Source organism: Streptomyces sp. NPDC107538 (assembly GCF_055657445.1).
Map to the genome: position 1 here is coordinate 1,101,883 of NZ_JBVKAY010000001.1, position 18,817 is coordinate 1,120,699.

An 18,817-nucleotide genomic window follows, 5' to 3' on the forward strand; every position below is an offset into this window, starting at 1 on the left:
TCGACATGAGCGACTCCTCGGTGGGTCTGCGGGGCCTGCCCCGTCCCGTGGCCGCGGTGGTGGGTGCCGGCGGTGTGCTCGGAGCGGCCCATGTGGGGGTCGGGTACGCGCTGGAGCGGCGCGCGTTCACCCCGGACATGATCATCGGTACGTCGGTGGGAGCCCTGAACGGGGCCATCGCCGCCGCCCACCCCGACCGGGCCGCGCCCTGGCTGGACCATGTGTGGACCCGGCTGCGCCGCCGCGAGGTGTATCCGCTCGGCTATCTGTCGTCCCGGACCAGCCTCTTCACCGACCGCGGCCTGCGCCGGTTGATCGCGCGGGCCGAACTGCCGTCGCGGATCGAGCAGTTGGCGATCCCGTTCACCGCCGTCGCGATGGATCTGGTGACCGGTGTCCCGGTGGCGCTCGACCACGGGGACCTGGAGTCGGCGCTCCTGGCGAGCGCGGCCATCCCCGGGGTGCTGCCGCCGGTGGCCCGCGGCGGCCGGACGCTGGTCGACGGCGGGGTGGTCGCCTATGTGCCGGTGCTGGCGGCGCTGCAGGCCGGCGCGGCCAGTGTGGTGGTGCTGTCGACCGGCCCGGAGAGCTCGCCGCTGCGCCCCGTCGAACCGGGTGCGCGGGCCGGTGCGATCGCCTCCCGGGCCGGGCTGTTGCTGTTGCGCCACCAGATCGAGCGCGATCTGCACGAGGTGTCCCGGCACATCCCGACCGTGGTGCTGCCCACCGGTATCGAGGCCTGGCCCGCCCCCTGGGACTTCGGCCACACCCAGCGGCTGATCGGCACCGCCGCCCGCACGGCGGGCCGCTTCCTCGACGACCTGCGCATCAGCGGACCCGGCCTGTACCGCGTCGACGGCCCGCCGATGGCGCCCCCCGGCCCGGCCGCCCCCGCCGGACGGGCCACGCCCGGCGCCCCCACCGGTCCCACCACGCCCGCCGATCCCGGCGTCCGGGCCGTGCCCGCGGATGCCGGCGTCCGGGCCGTGCCCGCTCGTCCGGGCGTTCTGTCCGCGCCCGCCGACCCCGGCGTCCGGGCCGTGCCCGAGGATCCCGGCGTCCCGGCCGTGCCCGTGGATCCCGGCGTTCCGTCCGCGCCCGCCGACCCCGGCGTTCCCACCGCGCCCGCCCGTCCGGGCGTCCCCACTGTTCCCACCGCGCCCGCCCGTCCGGGCGGGGCACCGACTTCCTCGACCGTGGAGGCAGGGCTGTGAGCACCATCGCGTTCCTCAACATCAGCATGCACGGGCACATCAATCCGACGCTGCCGGTGGTGGCGGAGCTGGTGCGGCGCGGCCACACCGTCACCTATCACGCCTCGCCCGAGTTCCGCGCGGAGATCGAGGCCGTCGGCGCGACCGTGCGCGACTACCCGGGCGGCAACCCGCCGTTCCCGGACCCGCCGACACCGCTGACGTGGATGGAGGCGCTCGCGGAGACCGCCGTCCGCTGGCTGCCCGGGGTGCTCGCCGACCTCCGCCGCGACCCGCCGGACCTGATCGTCCACGACAGCGCCTGTCTGTGGGGCGCGGTCGCCGCCCGTGAACTGGGGGTGCCGGCGGTCTCGTCGTTCACCACGTTCGCCTTCGGCCGGCAGGTGCCCAGCCCCACCCACGGCTCCTGGGAGCTGCTGGCGGCGGCCCGGGCCCGGCCCCGCAGCCTGTGGCGCTATCTGCGGTCCCGCTGGGAGCTGCACCGGCGCTTCACCGCGAGCGGGCTGCCCCTGCTCGACGTGGCCAACATCCGCCAGCCGCTCAACCTGGTCTACACCTCGCGGGAGTTCCAGCCCGCCGTGGAGGAGTTCGACGGGTCCTACCGTTTCGTCGGCCCGAGCATCGGCGCCCGCCCGGCCGACCCGTCGTTCCCGCTCGACCGGCTCCAGGACCCGGTGCTGTACGCCTCGCTGGGCACGGTGTTCAACGCCGACCCCCAGCTGCTGCGGACCTTCGCCACCGCGCTCGCCCCGCTCGGCGGCACCGTGCTCGTGTCCACCGGTCAGACCGACCCCGACGCGCTGGGGCCGCTGCCGGCAAACGTGCTGCCGTACCGCTTCGTACCGCAGCCGGAGGTACTGGCCCGGGCCGCGCTGTTCGTCACCCACGGCGGGATGAACAGTGTCAACGAGGCCATGTACGCCGGTGTGCCGCTGCTGGTGGTGCCACAGGGCGCCGACCAGCCGATGGTGGCCCGGCGGGTCGTCGAACTCGGCGCGGGCCTGTCGATGCGCACCGAGGACGTCGCCCGGGGCACCGTGCGGAGCCTGGCCCGGCGGCTGCTCCACGAGCCCGGGTTCCGCACGGCCGCGGCCGGGCTGCGGGTCGCCCAGCACGAGGCGGGTGGCGCTCTGCGGGCCGCCGACGAGCTGGAGGGGTGCCTGCGCGCGGCCGGGGCGCCCCGGCCGCAGGTCCCCGTCGACCCGTCACGGCGGGGCTGAGCGATGTCCACCGCCGTCGTCCTGCTGCTGGTGTGCGCCGGTCTCTCGGAGGCCGCCGGACGCATCGTGCCCCTGGTGTCGCGTCGCCCCGGCATGTCGCGGACCTTCGTGGCCGGGCTGCTGGTGGCCGCCGGTCTCGTCGAGGGCGCCGTCCTCGCGCTGTGGCCGCTGACCGCCTGGACCCTCGCCGAACTGCTCCAGTCCTCCCCGCCGCCGGAGAGCGGACTGTCGTGGACGCCGAACCTGCTGGTCCCGCTGCTGCTCTCCGCCGTCCTCGCCTTCCCGCTGCTCGGACCCCTGCTGCACATGCTGCTCTTCGTCGGCGTCGGGGCCGGTCTCGCGGGCTCGCTCGCGACGGCGTCCGGGCTCGGCTGGTGGACCGCCGCCGGGTGCGTCGCCGTCGCCGGGACCGGCCTCGGCGTCACCGTGGAGGGCGTGCGGCGGCTGGTCGTACGGGTCAGCGCCACCCGGACACCGGAGGTGATCGTATGAACGACCTCGTGCTCTGGATCTGCGCGCTCGGGCCGGTCCTGATCGCCGAGGGACTGCTGGCCCGCTACGAGGTGCTCGCCTACAGCGCGGGCTGGCGCGACCCGGTCACCGAACTCCCCGACGGCGTCCCCTACGCCAGGGGCGCCGCCCCCGACAGCCCCCCGGCCGCGTACCTGGTCTATCTGGACGGCATCGGCAAGCGGCGCTTCCGTGACACCCGGGACGGCGGCCAGCTCGTCAAGGCCGTGCTCGCCGGAGCGCCGGAGCTGCGGGTGCTGGGGCAGGTGCAGCCGTACTCGCCGCTGGCCGACCCGCTGGCCGACCGGCCCGTGTGGGCGTGGCTGCGCCGGCACATCGGGCTGCTGCTGTTCCTGCACAACGTCATGCAGGTCTTCGTCGCCGCCGACCACCGCTACCGCCCGCTCTACAACCGGGCCGTCGGCTCCCAGATCGCCACCCAGCTCCGGCTGGCCGGTTATCAGCCCGACAGCGGCATCCCCGTGGTGCTCCTCAGCTACAGCGGGGGCGCGCAGGTGGCCACCGGCGCGATCGACGAACTCCACACCCAGTTGCGCGCGCCGCTCGTCGTCATCACCCTCGGCGGGTTCCACAACGGGGCCAACGACCTCACCCACGCCGCGCACGTGCACCAGCTGACCAGCGCGGGCGACCGGATCGAGCGGGTCGGCACCTGGATCTTCCCGCAGCGCTGGCCCCTGCTGCGCCGCAGCGGATGGAACCGCGCCCACCGCGCGGGCCGGATCACCGTGCACCGGCTCGACCCGGCCACCCACCTCGGTCCGCGCAGCTACATCAGCCCGGACACCCGGCTGCCCGACGGCCGCACCTACCTCGACCGCACCACCGACACCGTGATCGGCATCGTCCGCGCCCACCACGGCACACCGACGACGACGGACCCCTCCCTGCCCTGACGGTCCCCCTTGCCCTGACGCCCCCCTGCTGCCCGGAAGGCTCACCTCTACCCGGGCGTAGCGATCGAAAGGCGTATTACCATACCGGTCGAAGCGTTCAGACCGGGGAGCGGCCATGGCGAGGAGCGGTTCACACGCCGGACTCCTCGGCAGACAGAACGAGTGCCGGGCTCTCGACGACCTGCTCGCGGGCGCCCGGGCCGGCCGCAGCGGCGTCCTGGTGCTGCGCGGTGAGGCGGGCATCGGCAAGACCGAACTGCTGCGGTTCCTCCTCGACCGCGCCGACGGCTGCCGCACGGTCAACGTGGCCGGCGTCCAGTCCGAGATGGAACTCTCCTACGCCGGACTGCACCAGCTCTGCGCACCCCTGCTGGCCGGCCTCGACCGGCTGCCCGGCCCACAGCGCGACGCGCTCGGCACGGCCTTCGGACTGAGGGCCGGTGCCGCCCCGGACCGGTTCCTGGTCGGGCTGGCCACCCTGAGCCTCCTCGCGGACGCCGGCGGGGACCAGCCGCTCGTCTGCCTCGTCGACGACGCCCAGTGGCTGGACCACGTCTCGGCCCAGACCCTGGCCTTCGTCGCCCGCCGACTGCTCGCCGAATCGGTCGTGCTCGTCCTCGCCGTCCGCGAGCCCGGCCCCGCCGAAGCCCTCGGCGGCCTCCCGGAACTGCCCGTCACCGGACTCTCCGAGAGCGACTCCCGGCGACTCCTCGACTCGGTCGTCACCGGCCCCCTCGACCAGCGGGTGCGCGAACGCATCGTCGCCGAGTCCGGCGGCAACCCGCTGGCCCTGCTGGAACTGCCCCGCCGCCTGGCCGTCGGAGAACTGGCCGGCGGCTTCGGACGTCCGGACGCCGGACCGCTGCCCAGCCAGATCGAACAGGGCTTCGCCGACCGGGTCCGGTCGCTGCCCGCCGAGTCCCGCCGTCTGCTGCTCACCGCCGCGGCCGAACCGGTCGGCGACGTGACCCTGCTCAGGCGCGCCGCCGAGCGGCTGGGCATCGACGTCGACGCCGCCCTGGCGCACCCCGACGCCGCGGAGCTGATCACCCTCGGCACCCGCGTCCGCTTCCGGCACCCCCTGGTGCGCTCGGCCGCATACCGCGCGGCGAGCCCGCACGACCGCCGCGAGGCACACCGGGCCCTGGCCGACGCCACCGACGCCGCACTCGACCCCGACCGCCGGGCCTGGCATCTGGCCGGCGCCACCCCGGGCCCCGACGAGAGCGTCGCCGCCGAACTGGAACGCTCCGCCGACCGGGCCCAGGCCCGCGGCGGCATCGCCGCGACGGCCGCGTTCCTGCAACGCGCCGCCGCCCTGACCGAGGACCCGGACCGACGCGCCCGGCGCACGGTGGAAGCCGCCCGCGCGACCCTCCACGCGGGCGCGTTCGAGCCCGCGGCCACGCTCCTCGCCACGGCGGAGTCCGGGCCCCTCGACGACCTCGGACGCGCCCGGATCGACGTCCTGCACGCCGAACTCGCCTTCGCCCAGAACCGGGGCAGCGAGGCGGTCCCGCTGCTCCTCGCCGCCGCCCGCCGGTTCGGTCCGCTCGACGCCGCGCTCGCCCGTGACACCTACCTGGACGCCGTCGCGGCGGCGATATTCGCGGGCCGCCTGGCGCGCGGTCCGGGTCTGCGGGAGGTGGGCCGGGCCGCCCGGGAAGGAGCCCCGCCGACCGAGCCGGCGCTCCTTCCCGACCTGCTGCTGGACGCCGTCGCCGTGCGCCTCACCGACGGCTACGCGGCCTCGGTGCCGCGCATGGAGAAGGTCCTCGAAGCGTTCTGCGACGACGGCCTCCCCGTCCAGGAGGCGCTGCGCCGGCTCTGGCTCGCGGGGGTCCTCGCCTCGGACCTCTGGGACGACGAGCGCTGGCACCGGGTCGTCACCCGCCATCTGACGATCACCCGCCGGGCCGGGGCGCTGAGCGCCCTCCCCGACGTACTGGAGGCCCGCGCCCACACACACCTCCTCGCCGGTGAGCTGACGGCCGCCGCGGCGCTGGTCGAGGAGGTCGGCACGGTCTGCGCGGCGATCGGGAGCCACCCGACGCGCGTCCTGCCGCTCGGCCTGGCCGCCTGGCGCGGCCGCGAGGACGAGGCCCGCACCCTGCTCGACGAGATCATGGGCGAGGCCGTGCCACACGGCCAGGGAGCCGCCGTCACCGTCTCGCACTGCTACCACGCGGTGCTCTGCAACGGCCTCGGCCAGTACACCGAAGCGCTCGCCGCCGCCCGGGAGGCCGCCGCCCACCCCTACGAGTTCGCCTCGCCGCACTGGGGCCTGACCGAGCTGATCGAGGCGGCCGTCCGCAGCGGTCTGCCCCAGTCGGCCACCGACGCGCTGGAGCGGCTCTCGGCGGCCACCCGCGCCAGCGGCACCGACTGGGCACTGGGCCTGGAAGCACGCTGTCGGGCCCTGCTGAGCGAGGGCGACACCGCGGAGCGGCTCTACCGTGAGGCGATCGAACGCCTCACGCGGACCCGGGTCCGCGTGGAGCTGGCCCGCGCACAGCTGCTGTACGGCGAGTGGCTGCGCCGGGAGAACCGCCGGGTCGACGCCCGCGCCCAGCTGAGCGTCGCCCACGACATGTTCAGCCGGATCGGCGCCGAGGCCTTCGCCGGACGCGCCCGGAGCGAGTTGCAGGCCACGGGGGCGAAGGTCCGCAGACACACCATCTCGGCGCCCACGGCCCTCACCTCCCAGGAGGCCCAGATCGCCCGGCTCGCCGGCGAGGGCCTCACCAACTCCGAGATCGGCACCCAGCTGTTCCTCAGCCCCCACACCGTCGAATGGCATCTGCGCAAGGTGTTCTCCAAGCTCGGCATCTCCTCCCGCAAGGAGATCCGCACCCTGCGCCTCGAAGGCGAGGCGACATCGGCCTGAGGGCCCGCTCTACTCCGCGGTGGTGTCCAGGCCGTCGACCAGGCCCCGCACCAGCGGGCCGTATTCCGGGTGGGCCAGCGCGAAGGCCATCTGGGCGACCAGGTAGTCGGCCGGGTTGCCGGTGTCGTACCAGCGGCCCTTGATGACCTGCCCGTACACCGCGCGGGTGGCGGCGTAGGCGTTGATGGCGTCGGTCAGATAGACCTCGCCGGTCCGGTGCTCGTACCAGCGGCGGGTCTGCTCGCGCAGTTCGTCGATGATGCCGGGGGTGACGACATAGCCGCCGATCGCCGCGTACGCCGAGGGCGCGGCGGCCGGTTCGGGCTTCTCGACCAGGCCGGTGATGCGCAGCTGGCCGTCGCCGAGGTCCTCCTTGACGATGGGCACGCCGTAGCGCTGGGACTCGGTGGGGTCCATCGGCAGCAGGGCCAGCACCGGGCAGCCGGTCTGCTCGTAGGCGCGGATCAGCTGCTGGGCGCGGGGGACCTCGGCCACGAACACGTCGTCGGGCCAGAGGACCAGTACGGGCTCGTCGCCGAAGGCACGCGCGGCGTTGAGCACCGGGGTGCCGTTGCCGTACGGCCCGTACTGGTCGAGGTAGGTGATGTGGCCCCGGCGGGCCAGCTCCGCGACCTCCTCCACGGCGTCGGCGTAGGCCGTCTTGCCGTCCTCGCGGAGCTGCTCGACCAGGGCCGGGTTGGGGCGGAAGTGGTCCTGGATGAGGCTCTTGCCCCCGGAGACGACGATGGTGATGTCGGTGATGCCGGAGTCCACCAGTTCGCGCACGGTGTGCTCGATGACCGGCTTGTCGCCGACCGGCAGCATCTCCTTCGGCGTCGCCTTCGTCAGGGGCAGCAGACGGGAACCGAGGCCGGCGGCGGGGATCACAGCCCGGCGAATCGTCGGGGGCATCAAATCTCTCCTGGTAGAGCGGCACACCGTACCGGTTGGCACGGCGACCCGGGCACACACGTACACGGGCGTGCGGCTCCGGGAGGAAGCCTACCCAGGGCCTCTCCGGCCCCTACCCAGGGCCTCTGCGGCCGCCGCGGGCCCGTCCCTGGTCGAGGCGGCGCAGGGCGTGCAGGACGGCCCGCGTCCGCTCGTCGAGGTCGGCCAGCTCCCGGCGCAAGGTGTCGACCCGGGTCTCCAGCGCGGTGGCCTCGGCGGCCAGCGACACCACGGTGGCCGCCATGGCGGTCCGGTCCTCGGACGGCCGGGTCATCGCGGGTCCAGCTCCACGGCGGAGATGTCGAGGACCAGCTTCACCTTGTCGCTGATCAGCACCCCTCCCGTGGCCAGCGGCGAGTTCCAGTCGATCCCCCAGTCGGAGCGCCGCAGGGTGGCCGTGCCCTCGAAGCCGACCCGCTGCTGCCCGCCGGCGTCCTGGCCCGCGCCGCCGAACTCCAGGTCGAGGTCGAGGGGCAGTTCGACGTCCTTGATCCGCAGGAGGCCCGACATCCGGAACCTGCCCTCCCCGGCGTCGGCGATCCCGGTGGAGCGGAAGGTCATCAGGGGGAAGGTCGCCGAGTCCAGGAAGTCCCCGCTGATGACATGGGCGTCCCGCTGGGCGATGCCCGTGTCGAGACTGCCGGTCTGGACACTGACATGGGCCTCGGACCGGGTCGGGTGTTCCCCGTCGAGTGTGAGCAGCCCTTCGAAAGCGGTGAATTTCCCCCGCACATTGCTGATCATCGCGTGGCGGACGGAGAATCCGATGGTGCTGTGTTCCGGATCGATGGTGTAGGTGCCCGTCAGCCCTGAATAGGGCGCGGAATCGGACAGCACGGTTTCGGTGCGGTTGGACATGGCGAACCGTCCCTTCGGGAGGGGAATTCCGGAAAGCGGTGGATCCAGCGGCCCCCGCCCGTCGGCGGGGGCCGCGGGAAAGGGCCTACTTCTGCTGGGCGAGCCAGTCGGCGAACCGGGTCTCGGCGATGTGCGCGTCCGGGCCCGGGACGAGCGTGTTCTCCTGCACCTGGGCACCGGAGTACGCGGCCTTCGGGTCGGTGACGACCCGGCGGGGGTCGCCCTTGGCGGCGAGCCCCTTGCGGATCAGCTCGTCGAGCTGGAAGACGTCGGGGCCCGCGACCTCGACCAGCCCGTTGACCGGGGAGCCGACCGCGGTGCGGCCGACGGCGGCGGCCACGTCGCCGGAGTAGATCGGCTGGATCTTCACGGGGGCCAGCCGCACGGTGTCGCCCTCGGTCGACATGTCCGCGATCCCCTTCATGAACTCGAAGAACTGCGTGGCGTGCACGATCGAGTACGGAATCCCGGACGACTGGATCAGCTCCTCCTGGGCCTGCTTGGCGCGGAAGTAGCCGCTCTCCTGGAGGCGGTCCGTGCCGACCACGGAGAGGGCCACATGGTGCTCCACACCGGCCTCGGACTCGGCCTTGAGGAGGTTGGTCGTGGAGGTGCGGAAGAAGTCCATGACGGCGTCGTCCGCGAAGGAGGGCGAGTTCGACACGTCGACCACGACCGACGCGCCCTCCAGGACCTCGGCGAGACCCTCGCCCGTCAGGGTGTTGACGCCGGTGTTGGGCGCGGCGGCGACGGCCTCGTGCCCGTGCTCGTTGAGCTTTTCGACGAGCTTCGAACCGATGAGCCCGGTTCCACCGATCACTACGACCTTCATGACGGAATCCTTTCGGAAGTTCTTCTCGTTACCAGAGGAGACAGGACAGGGGCGGTACTTGTGACAGGGGTTCCGCGGGAATTCCGAGAATTCTCGTCGTTCCCGTCGTTCTCGTCATTCGACGAGCTTGCCCTCTGTCGTGACCTCCTGCATCAGCGCGGAAATCTCGTCCGGGATCGCCGGAATACTCTCGTGGGTGATCCCGGTCGTCGGTGACCACACGAGATTCACCCGCATCGCGGGGTCGAGGTCGGGATAGTCGCTGCGGTTGTGGCAGCCGCGGGTCTCGCGGCGTTCCAGCGCCGCTTCGAGCGTGGCGCGGGCGGCCAGCGCGGCGGACTTGAGGTCGAAGGCGTGGGCGAGGTCCTGATAGCCGGCGATGTCGGGGTGGACCCCGACGTCCTCCATCCGCTTCTCGATGACGGAGAGTTCCGCCAGCCCGGCCCGCAGGCCCTCCTCGTCGCGTACGACCCCCGCGTGCTCGGTCATCGTGTTGCGGATGGCCCGCTGCAGGGCACGGACGTTCTCCGGCCCGTCGGCCGTGAGCAGGTCGTCGACCTCCGCGCGGGCCTGTGCGACGGCCGCGGCCGAGCGCGGCTGGGCGGTCAGGGACTCGGAGTAGGCGGCGGCGGCCCGGCCGGTGATCCGGCCGAAGACCAGCAGCTCGATCAGGCTGTTCCCGCCGAGCCGGTTGGCGCCGTGCAGTCCGCTCGACGCCTCCCCGATGGCGTACAGCCCCCGTACGTCGGTGCTGTGGTCCTCCGGGCGCACCCACACCCCGCCCATCGAGTAGTGCGCGGTGGGCGCGATCTCGATCGGTTCCCGGGTGATGTCCAGCATCTGCAGGTCCAGCAGCGTCTGGTAGACGCGGGGGAGCCGCGTCATGATCGTCTGCCGGGGCAGCTGGGACACGTCGAGCCACACCCCGCCCTTGGGGGTCCCGCGCCCCTCCTTGATCTCCGTGTAGGAGGCCAGGGCCACCCGGTCGCGGGTGGACAGCTCCATCCGGTCGGGGTCGTAGCGGGCCATGAAGCGTTCCCCGAGCGCGTTGCGCAGGACCCCGCCCTCACCCCGGGCGGCCTCGCTGACCAGGGTTCCGGCCGCGCTCTCCGGCTCGATGATCCCGGACGGGTGGAACTGCACCAGCTCCGGGTCGCGCAGCCGGGCCCCGGCGTCCACGGCCAGCCGGAAGGAGTCGCCGGTGTTCTCGTCGCGCCGCGAGGACGTACGCCGCCAGATCCGGGTGTGCCCGCCCGCCGCGAGGATCACGGCGTCGGCGTGGATCAGATACCGCGTCCCGTTCGTCAGGTCGAAGCCGTAGGCGCCGAAGACGGCCCCGTCGTGCACCAGGAGCCGGGTGATGTACACCCCGTCGAGGATCGGCACCTTCAGCTGCTCCGCGCGCCGGATCAGCGTCCGCTGGATCTCCAGCCCCGTGTAGTCGCCCGCGAAGGCGGTGCGCCGGAACGTGTGCGCCCCGAAGAACCGCTGGGAGATCCGGCCGTCCTCCTCCCGCGCGAACGCCATGCCGAACCGCTCCAGGTCGTCGATGCCCCGGGCGGCGCCCCGGGTGACGATCTCGGCGGTGCGGGGATCGGCGAGCAGATAGCTCTCCTTGAGGGTGTCCGCCGCGTGCTGCTGCCAGCTGTCCTCCGGGTCCATGGTGGCCAGCGCCGCGTTGATCCCGCCGGCCGCGAGAGCCGTGTGCGCGTCCTCCTTGGGCCGCTTGCCGACCGCGAGGACGTCCACGCCGGCCTCGGCCAGTTCGATCGCCGCGCGCAGCCCCGCGCCTCCGGTGCCGACCACCAGCACCATGGTGGAAAGACGTTGTTCGGTGAGTGCCACGGTCTACTCCGATCGCCGGTGTTGTCACCTCTACGACCGGACCGGCCCGCGATCTGTGACATCACCGGCCACGGACTCCTCTGCCGGGGACCCCGCGGCTACGGGGCCAGCGTGATGGTGGTCGGCGTGCCCCGCCAGGCCATCTTCGCGTAGGGGCACAGCGAGTCGGCCTTCGCGAGGAGCGGGGCGGCGGTCTCCGGATCGACGCCCGGCCAGGTGACCACCAGGTCGACGTGCAGCAGATAGCCGCCGTCCTCCGGGTCCCGGCCGAACGCCACGGTCGCCTCGACGGTGAGGGCGGACGGATCCAGCGCGGCCTGCCGTGCCACCAGGCTCAGCGCCCCGTGGAAACAGGCGGAGAAACCGGCGGCGAACAGCTGCTCGGGGTTGGTGCCGCTGCCGTCGCCGCCCAGTTCGGCGGGCATGCGCAGATCGAGGTCCAGCACCCCGTCGTCCGAGCGCGCCCGCCCCGAGGCCCGCCCATGACTGGCCGTCCCGCCGCTCACCGTCACCGTCGTGGTGTAGATCGGGGCGAAGGACTCCCCGTCGAAGTCCTTCTCGACGGACAGATCGGGCAACGGGTTCCGTTCGGTCACCGCGCGCCCACCGAACCGGCTTTGCCATATTCCATGCCGTATGCACCTTTATGTGGGAGGGAAGCCGCTGGCTCCGGACAGCTGGTTGACCGGCCAGTCACCCCGCTTGTGACACGGCCCACGCCGCCCGCGTGGTCCGCACCGCCAGGACGGACCGTTCGCTCCGCTCGGGCAGCGGAGCGAACCCGGCCTCCCTCAGTTCCCCGATCACCTCCGTCCGGGCCGCCGGCCACATCCAGAACGTCTCGTGGTGCACCCGCAGCACACCGCCCTCACCGCGCACCCAGTAGTCGAAGCGGGCCCGGATCCGCTCCCCGTCGGGCGAGGTCACCATGCGCCCGCCGTACTCGTGCCGGCCGATGCGCTGGGCCGGGAACTCGTACGCGGTCGCGTGCCGCGGCGGCCGGGCGGGCGGCAGCTGGACCAGCAGCACACCGCCGGGCACCAGCGCCTCGGCGACGGCCGGCCACAGGGCGCGCCGCGCCACCGGCGGCAGACAGGCGACCGTGTTGTGGCACACCGCGACGTCGGCCACCGCGCGCAGCCCCGCCTCGTCGACGCGGTGCGGATGCACGGTGACCCGCCGGCGCTGGTCGGCGGGCAGCGCCGCCAGCCGTGTCATCAGCGGGGCGCGCATGGCACGCGTGGGCTCCACCGCGTGCACGGGGACCCGCGACTCCAGGAGGCTCATCAGCGTCACCCGACCGGTACCGGCACCCACGTCCAGCACCCCGACCCGGGCCCGCGCGACCTCACCCCCGTACAGCCGGCGTACCCGGGCCCCGTCCCGCTCCGCCTGCAGCACGTCGTAGAACTCGGCACTGACCGCGTAAGAGGGACGGCGCATGGCACTCCTCGGCGACCGGTCAGGCCCGCCGCTCGTGGCGGGCGCGCGCTCGGACGACGGTCTCCGGGGCGACCGCGCCGGCGCGTGCCAGCCGGTCCAGGGCGGCGACGACGATCGACCCGGCGTCCACATGGAAGTAGCGGCGCACCGCGTCCCGGGTGTCCGACAGTCCGAAGCCGTCCGTGCCGAGCGAGGTGTAGTCCTGCTCGACCCACTGGCTGATCTGGTCGGGCACCTGCCGCATCCAGTCGCTGACCGCGAGGACGGGCCCCGGCGCGCCCGCGAGCGCCGCCGTCACATACGGCACACGCTCCTCGCCCCGCAGCCGCGCCCGGTCGGCGCTCAGGGCGTCACGGCGCAGCTCCGTCCAGGACGTGACCGACCAGACGTCGGCCTGCACCCCCCACGCGGACGCCAGCGACTCCTGCGCCTCCAGCGCCCAGTGGATGGCCGTGCCCGAGGACAGCAGCTGGATCCGCGGCCCGGCCGCGTCGGGCTCCGCCGCCCGGAACCGGTACATGCCGCGCAGGATCCCCTCCTCCACCGCGGGCCCGTCGGGCATGGGCGGTTGCCGCTTGGGCTCGTTGTAGACCGTCAGATAGTGGAAGACGTCCTCGGGCCGCTCGCCGTACATCCGCCGCAGGCCCTCCCGGACGATCACCGCGATCTCGTACGCGAAGGCCGGGTCGTAGCTCACGGCGGCCGGATTCGTGGAGGCCAGGAGATGGGAGTGCCCGTCGGCGTGCTGCAGCCCCTCGCCGGTCATCGTCGTACGGCCGGCCGTCGCGCCGATGACGAAGCCGCGGCCCAACTGGTCGGCCAGGGCCCAGAACTGGTCGCCGGTGCGCTGGAATCCGAACATGGCGTAGAAGATGTAGAAGGGGATCATGGGTTCGCCGTGGGTGGCGTACGACGTCGCCGCGGCCGTGAACTCGGCCATCGACCCGGCCTCGGTGATGCCCTCGTCGATGAGCTGGCCGTCCGTGGCCTCCCGGTAGCGCAGTAGTTGATCGGCGTCCACCGGATCGTAGGTCTGGCCCTTCGGCGAGTAGATGCCGGCCGTCGGGAACAGCGACTCCAGCCCGAACGTCCGTGCCTCGTCGGGGACGATGGGCACCCAGCGCCGCCCCGTCCCCTCGACCCGCATCAGATCCTTGACCAGCCGGACCAGCGCCGTCGTGGTGGCCACCTCCTGCTTCCCGAAGCCCTTGAGGAGGGGCGCGAACGGGTCGGACGGCGGCTGCGGGAGAGGCCTGGCCACCACCCGCCGTACCGGGACGGGGCCCGCCAGGGCGGCCCGCCGCTCGCGGAGGTAGCGCACCTCCTCCGAGTCCTCGCCGGGGTGCCAGTACGGGACCATGTCACCGCTCAACGCACTGTCGGGGATGGGGAGTTCGAGGGTGTCGCGCAGCTGGCGGAACTGCGCCATGGTCAGCTTCTTCATCTGGTGGTTGGCGTTGCGGGACTCGAAACCGGACCCCAGCGTGTGGCCCTTCACCGTCTGGGCCAGGACCACGGTCGGCTGCCCCCGGTGCTCGACGGCGGCCCGGTAGGCGGCGTACACCTTGCGGGGCTCGTGCCCGCCCCGGGAGTTCTCGAACAGGTCGGTGAGCCGCGCGTCGCCCAGGCCCGCCGCGAGGCGCGCAAGCCCGTCCCCGACGAAGAAGTGTTCGCGCAGGTAGCCGGCGTCCCGCGCGGCGTACGTCTGGAGCTGGGCGTCGGGTGTCTCGTCGAGGCGGCGGACGAGGGAGCCGTCCGTGTCCTGCCGCAGTACGGGGTCCCAGGCCTCGCCCCACAGGGTCTTCACCACCTGCCAGCCCGCACCGCGGAACCGGGCCTCCAGCTCCTGCACGATCTTGGAGTTGGCCCGTACCGGGCCGTCCAGCCGCTGCAGATTGCAGTTGACGACGAAGGTGAGGTTGTCGAGGTCCTCACGGGCGGCGAGCTCCAGCGCGGCCGTCGACTCCGGCTCGTCGACCTCGCCGTCGCCCAGGAACGCCCACACCCGCGACCCGGACGTGTCCTTGATGCCCCGGTGGTGCAGATAGCGGTTGAACCGTGCCTGGTAGACGGCGGCGAGCGGGCCGAGCCCCATCGACACGGTCGGGAACTCCCACAGCCAGGGCAGCCGCCGGGGGTGCGGATAGGACGGCAGCCCGTGACCGTCGGCCTCCCGCCGGAAACCGTCCAACTGCTCCTCGCTCAGCCGTCCTTCGAGGAAGACCCGCGCATAGACGCCGGGCGAGGCGTGCCCCTGGAGATACAGCTGGTCCCCGGAACCCGTGCCGTCCTTGCCCTGGAAGAAGTGGTGGAACCCGACCTCGTAGAGCCAGGCCGCCGAGGCGTAGGTCGAGATGTGGCCGCCGAGGCCCAGCGGCGAGGCACGGGTCACCATCGCGGCCGCGTTCCACCGGTTCAGCGCGGTGATACGGGACTCCAGAGCGAGGTCGCCCGGGTAGGCGGGCTCCGCTGACGCCGGGATCGTGTTGATGTAGTCCGAGGTCAGCAGGCCCGGCACGGCCACTCCGGAGCGGGCCGCGTACGCGTGCACCCGGCGCAGCAGATACGCGGCCCGCTCGGGCCCCGCGTGGGCGATGACGACGTCGAGCGAGGCCCGCCACTCCGCGGTCTCCTCCGCGTCACGGTCGGGCAGCTGGTCGAGTTCGCTCGTCGGGGGGAACTCCGCGGACCGGACCGGGCCGTTCATGACACGGGCCCGTCCGCGTGGACGACGGGCCGCGCGAGCCAGTCGGCGAACGACAGGTGCCCCATGTGCGCGTCCGCCCCGGGCAGCAGTGTCCGCTCCCGCAACTCGGCACCGAAGTAACGGGCCTGCGCGTCGGGGACGACGACTCGCTCGTCCCCGTGGGCGGTCAGTGCCTCGGCCGCCAGCTCGTCGAGCCGGCGCTCCTCGGGCCCGGCGACCTCGCGGAGTCCGAACAGCGGCAGTCCCACGGCGACATGCGCGACGGTGACGGCGACGTCGTCCGTCGACACGGGGCGGGCGAGGACCGGCGGCACGTGCACACGGTCGCCGTAGGTGTTCCGGTCCACCATGACCTCGACGGACTCGAAGAACGGCGTGGCCCGCACGACGGAGTGGGGAACGGGCGAGCTGCGCACCATGTCCTCCTGGAGCAGCTTCGCGCGGAAGTACTCCGACCACAGCTGGTCGGCGCCCACGGCGGAGAGGACCACATGGTGCTCGACCCCGGCCACGACCGCCGCGGCCAGCAGATTGGCCGTGGCGGTACGGAAGAAGTGCATCCCCGCCCCCTCGGTGCGCGCGGGCGCGTCGGTGACGTCGACCAGCACCTCGGCTCCCCGCAGCGCCTCGTCCAGACCGTCCCCCGTGAGCACGTCCACACCGTGGCGACGGGAGACCGGCACCGCCTCCACACCGTGGTCCCTGAGCCTCGCCACCGTCCTGGACCCGATCCGGCCCGTGGCCCCTGCGACAACTACCCTCATCTGGAATCCCTTTCCATGAGTCCCCGCGTGCACCACATACGACAGACCACGTCCCACTGTTGTGACAACGAGCTGTTGTGACGGCGAGCGCGACGACTGTCACAGAAGCGGTGCGCGTCCGGTCTTCCCGGCGAAGCAGCGGGTGGAGGCGGACGGTGAAGCCTCGCCCGCGCGACCCATGGAGGTGCGACCGTGTCCGACGACGACCTGACGGGGACGACGACCGACGACCATCCGCGTCCGGAGACCTGGACGACCGCGGCGACGGTGCTCCAGGACGCCGAGCCGCCCCACATTCCCGAGGGCGCCTCGGGGATGACGCTCCTGGTCACCTGGCCGCCCGGCGACATCGGCACCCCGCCGCACCGCCACTCGGGCCCCGCGTTCGGCTATGTGATCGAGGGCGCGGTGCGTTTCGAGCTGGAGGGGGAGCCGGAGCGTGTGGTCAAGGCCGGGGAGACCTTCTGGGAACCGGGCGGCGACGTCATCCACTACCAGGACGGCAACGCCCTGACCGACGCGCCCACCCGGTTCGTGGTGACCATGCTGTGTGCGCCGGGCCGACCGATGCTCACGTTGGTCGACGAGGAGGAACTCGCCCGCCGGGCCCCCTTGCGCGCACCGCGGCCCGTGGACTGAACCGGCGAGTCCGTCTCCCCGCCGTAGGTCGGGGCGGCGTGGAGACGGACCGTGGGGCGCCTGCCCGGGGAGGGCCTGGCCGAGCTGGCCGAACTAGCCGAACTGGCCCGGCTGGTAGTCCCCGGCAGGCTGCTGGTTGATGACATTGATGCGGTTGTAGGCGTTGATGATGGCGATGAGCGAGAGGAGGGCGACGAGCTGCTCCTCGTCGAAGTGCTTCGCGGCGTTCGCCCAGGCCTCGTCGGTGACACCGCCCGCCGCGTCGGCGATACGGGTGCCCTGCTCCGTGAGTTCCAGCGCGGCGCGCTCGGCCTCGGTGAAGACCTTGGCCTCGCGCCAGGCGGCGATCAGATACAGGCGCTGCGGGGTCTCGCCCGCAGCGGTGGCGTCCTTGGTGTGCATGTCGGTGCAGAAGCCACAGCCGTTGATCTGGCTCGCGCGGATCTTCACCAGCTCCTGGACGGTGGCCGGCAGCGCCGAGTCCGACACCAGCTTGCCGGCCGAGTTGATGTGCTTCAGTACCTTGCCCGCGAGGGGGTGACCGAAGTAGTTGAGACGCGATTCCACGGTGATCTCCTTGCCGTGTGGCGGATACACCCTACTGACCGGACGGACCGGGCGATCCGTGACAGGAAGTCGGGTGTGACGTGCGTCTCATGGGCGGTCTGCACCTCTCACCCGCCTCTCACCCGCCCTGCTCCCGCGCCTACTTGGTGAGCCAGAGGTCGGGGCCGAAGACCTCGTAGTGGATGGCGGAGGGGTGCAGCCCCTTGTCCAGCAGTTCGCCGCGCACCACCCGCATGAAGGGCAGCGGCCCGCAGAGGTAGGCGGTGGTGTCGGGGGCGGGGGTGAGGTGGTCGAGGGTGGCGCGCCCGGCGAAGACCTGGGCCGCGGGGGAGCGGTGGGCGTCGTTCTCGTACCACAGATGAAGATCGGCGCTGGTCAGACGGTCGACGAGCGCCGCCTGCTCGTCCCGGTGGACATGGTCGGCGGGCGAGCGGTCGGCGTGCACGACGGTGACGGGACGCGAGGAGGAGGTGAGGGCGAGATGGTCGAGCATCGACAGCATGGGGGTGATGCCGATGCCCGCGGAGGCGAGGAGGAGCGGGGTGCCGGCCTCGGGCAGGACGAGATCGCCGGCGGGCAGTGACACATCGAGGAGGTCGCCCACCTCGGCGTGGGCGTGCAGCCAGGACGAGACCTCGCCGTCCGGGACACTGCCGTCGGCGGCCTTCTCGCGCTTGACCGTGATGCGCCAGGTCTTCTGATCGGGCGCGGTGGACAGGCTGTACTGGCGGCTCTGGCGTGCGCCGTCGGGCAGTTCGACGCGGACACTGACGTACTGTCCGGGCCGGAAGGAGGCGGTGGGGCGGCCGTCGGTGCGGCGCAGCACCAGGGACACGGCGTCGGCCGACTCCTGACGGCGCTCGGCTATCTCCATGCGGCGCCACACGTCCCCGTTCTCGACACCGGCCTCGGCGTAGAGCCGGGACTCGATGGCGATCAGGGCGTTGGCCATCAGCCAGTAGACCTCGTCCCAGGCGGCGCCGACCTCCGGTGTCACGGCGTCACCGAGCACTTCGGCGACCGCCCCGAGCAGATGCCGTCCGACCAGGGGGTACTGGTCGGCGGTGATGCCGAGCGAGACGTGCTTGTGGGCGATCCGGGCGAGGACGGAGTCCGGGCGGGTGTCGGGCCGCTCGACCAGCAGGGTGGCGAAGGCGGCCACCGATCCGGCCAGCGCCTCGCGCTGCGCGCCGGTGGCCTGGTTGGTCCGGTTGAACAGATTTTGCAGCAGCTCCGGACGCTCCTCGAACAGCCGCCGGTAGAACAGCTCCGTGATCGTGGTCAGTGAGGCTCCGACCGCGGGAAGGGTCGCTCGTACGACGGGGGCCGACTGCGCAGACAGCATCAGACACACTCCTGGATCGAGTTCGATTGAATTGGTATTCGAGATGCATATTTTTGGTCATGGGTGTGACGGCCCCGGCGCTCCGGGAGTGGTGCCGGGAATGTCACGGGAAAAGCTC

At 72.7% G+C, this 18,817-nt stretch carries 17 protein-coding genes; 6 read left to right on the forward strand and 11 right to left on the reverse strand.

Annotation, left to right across the window (positions count from 1 at the left end; translation table 11 throughout):
* Positions 1-5: 5 nt before the first annotated feature.
* The 5 genes from ACZ7MG_RS04855 to ACZ7MG_RS04875 all read left to right on the forward strand — a co-directional run bounded on the left by ACZ7MG_RS04855 (position 6) and on the right by ACZ7MG_RS04875 (position 6,748).
* Positions 6-1,214, forward strand: a complete 1,209-nt coding sequence (locus ACZ7MG_RS04855; RefSeq protein ID WP_471392689.1) for a patatin-like phospholipase family protein — start codon at positions 6-8, stop codon at positions 1,212-1,214.
* Positions 1,211-2,434, forward strand: coding sequence for a macrolide family glycosyltransferase (locus ACZ7MG_RS04860; RefSeq protein ID WP_471392692.1), 1,224 nt, complete (start codon positions 1,211-1,213; stop codon positions 2,432-2,434). The genes ACZ7MG_RS04855 and ACZ7MG_RS04860 overlap by 4 nt, the downstream gene beginning before the upstream one ends.
* Positions 2,435-2,437: 3 nt before the next feature.
* On the forward strand, positions 2,438-2,926 hold the full coding sequence (locus ACZ7MG_RS04865; RefSeq protein ID WP_471392695.1) for a hypothetical protein: 489 nt from the start codon (positions 2,438-2,440) through the stop codon (positions 2,924-2,926).
* The gene (locus tag ACZ7MG_RS04870; RefSeq protein WP_471392698.1) at positions 2,923-3,861 is read left to right on the forward strand and encodes a hypothetical protein; all 939 of its coding nucleotides are present in this window, start codon (positions 2,923-2,925) and stop codon (positions 3,859-3,861) included. The genes ACZ7MG_RS04865 and ACZ7MG_RS04870 overlap by 4 nt, the downstream gene beginning before the upstream one ends.
* A 115-nt stretch (positions 3,862-3,976) precedes the next feature.
* Positions 3,977-6,748 carry an ATP-binding protein gene (locus tag ACZ7MG_RS04875; protein ID WP_471392701.1) on the forward strand — a complete coding sequence of 924 codons (2,772 nt, stop codon included), beginning with the start codon at positions 3,977-3,979 and terminating at the stop codon, positions 6,746-6,748.
* 9 nt (positions 6,749-6,757) lie between these two features.
* Here ACZ7MG_RS04875 and ACZ7MG_RS04880 read toward each other — a convergent pair whose 3' ends face one another.
* From ACZ7MG_RS04880 to ACZ7MG_RS04920, 9 genes are all read right to left on the reverse strand, one after another.
* Complete coding sequence (locus tag ACZ7MG_RS04880; RefSeq protein ID WP_471392704.1) at positions 6,758-7,660, reverse strand: UTP--glucose-1-phosphate uridylyltransferase; 903 nt, start codon at positions 7,658-7,660, stop codon at positions 6,758-6,760.
* Positions 7,661-7,772: 112 nt separating this feature from the next.
* Entirely contained in the window at positions 7,773-7,973 is a 201-nt protein-coding gene (locus ACZ7MG_RS04885) for a hypothetical protein (RefSeq protein ID WP_471392707.1), read from the reverse strand.
* Positions 7,970-8,557: a YceI family protein gene (locus ACZ7MG_RS04890; protein WP_471392710.1), complete on the reverse strand. Its 588-nt coding sequence runs from the start codon at positions 8,555-8,557 to the stop codon at positions 7,970-7,972. Before ACZ7MG_RS04890 ends, ACZ7MG_RS04885 begins: the two co-directional genes overlap by 4 nt.
* An 85-nt stretch (positions 8,558-8,642) precedes the next feature.
* Positions 8,643-9,389, reverse strand: a complete 747-nt coding sequence (locus ACZ7MG_RS04895) for an SDR family oxidoreductase (RefSeq protein ID WP_471392712.1) — start codon at positions 9,387-9,389, stop codon at positions 8,643-8,645.
* Between the two features lie 114 nt (positions 9,390-9,503).
* Entirely contained in the window at positions 9,504-11,204 is a 1,701-nt protein-coding gene (locus tag ACZ7MG_RS04900) for an L-aspartate oxidase (protein WP_471392814.1), read from the reverse strand.
* Between the two features lie 128 nt (positions 11,205-11,332).
* Positions 11,333-11,830, reverse strand: a complete 498-nt coding sequence (locus ACZ7MG_RS04905; RefSeq protein WP_471392715.1) for an Ohr family peroxiredoxin — start codon at positions 11,828-11,830, stop codon at positions 11,333-11,335.
* A gap of 97 nt (positions 11,831-11,927) precedes the next feature.
* Entirely contained in the window at positions 11,928-12,677 is a 750-nt protein-coding gene (locus ACZ7MG_RS04910; RefSeq protein WP_471392718.1) for a class I SAM-dependent methyltransferase, read from the reverse strand.
* 19 nt (positions 12,678-12,696) lie between these two features.
* A complete protein-coding gene (gene aceE / locus ACZ7MG_RS04915) occupies positions 12,697-15,384 on the reverse strand; it encodes a pyruvate dehydrogenase (acetyl-transferring), homodimeric type (protein ID WP_471392721.1) in 2,688 nt (895 codons plus the stop codon).
* A complete protein-coding gene (locus ACZ7MG_RS04920; protein ID WP_471392724.1) occupies positions 15,381-16,148 on the reverse strand; it encodes an SDR family oxidoreductase in 768 nt (255 codons plus the stop codon). Before ACZ7MG_RS04920 ends, aceE begins: the two co-directional genes overlap by 4 nt.
* Before the next feature lie 192 nt (positions 16,149-16,340).
* On the opposite strand from ACZ7MG_RS04920, the gene ACZ7MG_RS04925 reads away from it, so the two are divergent.
* A complete protein-coding gene (locus ACZ7MG_RS04925) occupies positions 16,341-16,787 on the forward strand; it encodes a cupin domain-containing protein (RefSeq protein WP_471392727.1) in 447 nt (148 codons plus the stop codon).
* A 93-nt stretch (positions 16,788-16,880) separates the two neighbouring features.
* Here the strand turns inward: ACZ7MG_RS04925 and ACZ7MG_RS04930 are convergent, their stop codons facing one another.
* Positions 16,881-17,354, reverse strand: a complete 474-nt coding sequence (locus ACZ7MG_RS04930) for a carboxymuconolactone decarboxylase family protein (RefSeq protein WP_471392730.1) — start codon at positions 17,352-17,354, stop codon at positions 16,881-16,883.
* 139 nt (positions 17,355-17,493) lie between these two features.
* Positions 17,494-18,699, reverse strand: a complete 1,206-nt coding sequence (locus tag ACZ7MG_RS04935) for a globin domain-containing protein (RefSeq protein ID WP_471392733.1) — start codon at positions 18,697-18,699, stop codon at positions 17,494-17,496.
* Between the last annotated feature and the right edge of the window lie 118 nt (positions 18,700-18,817).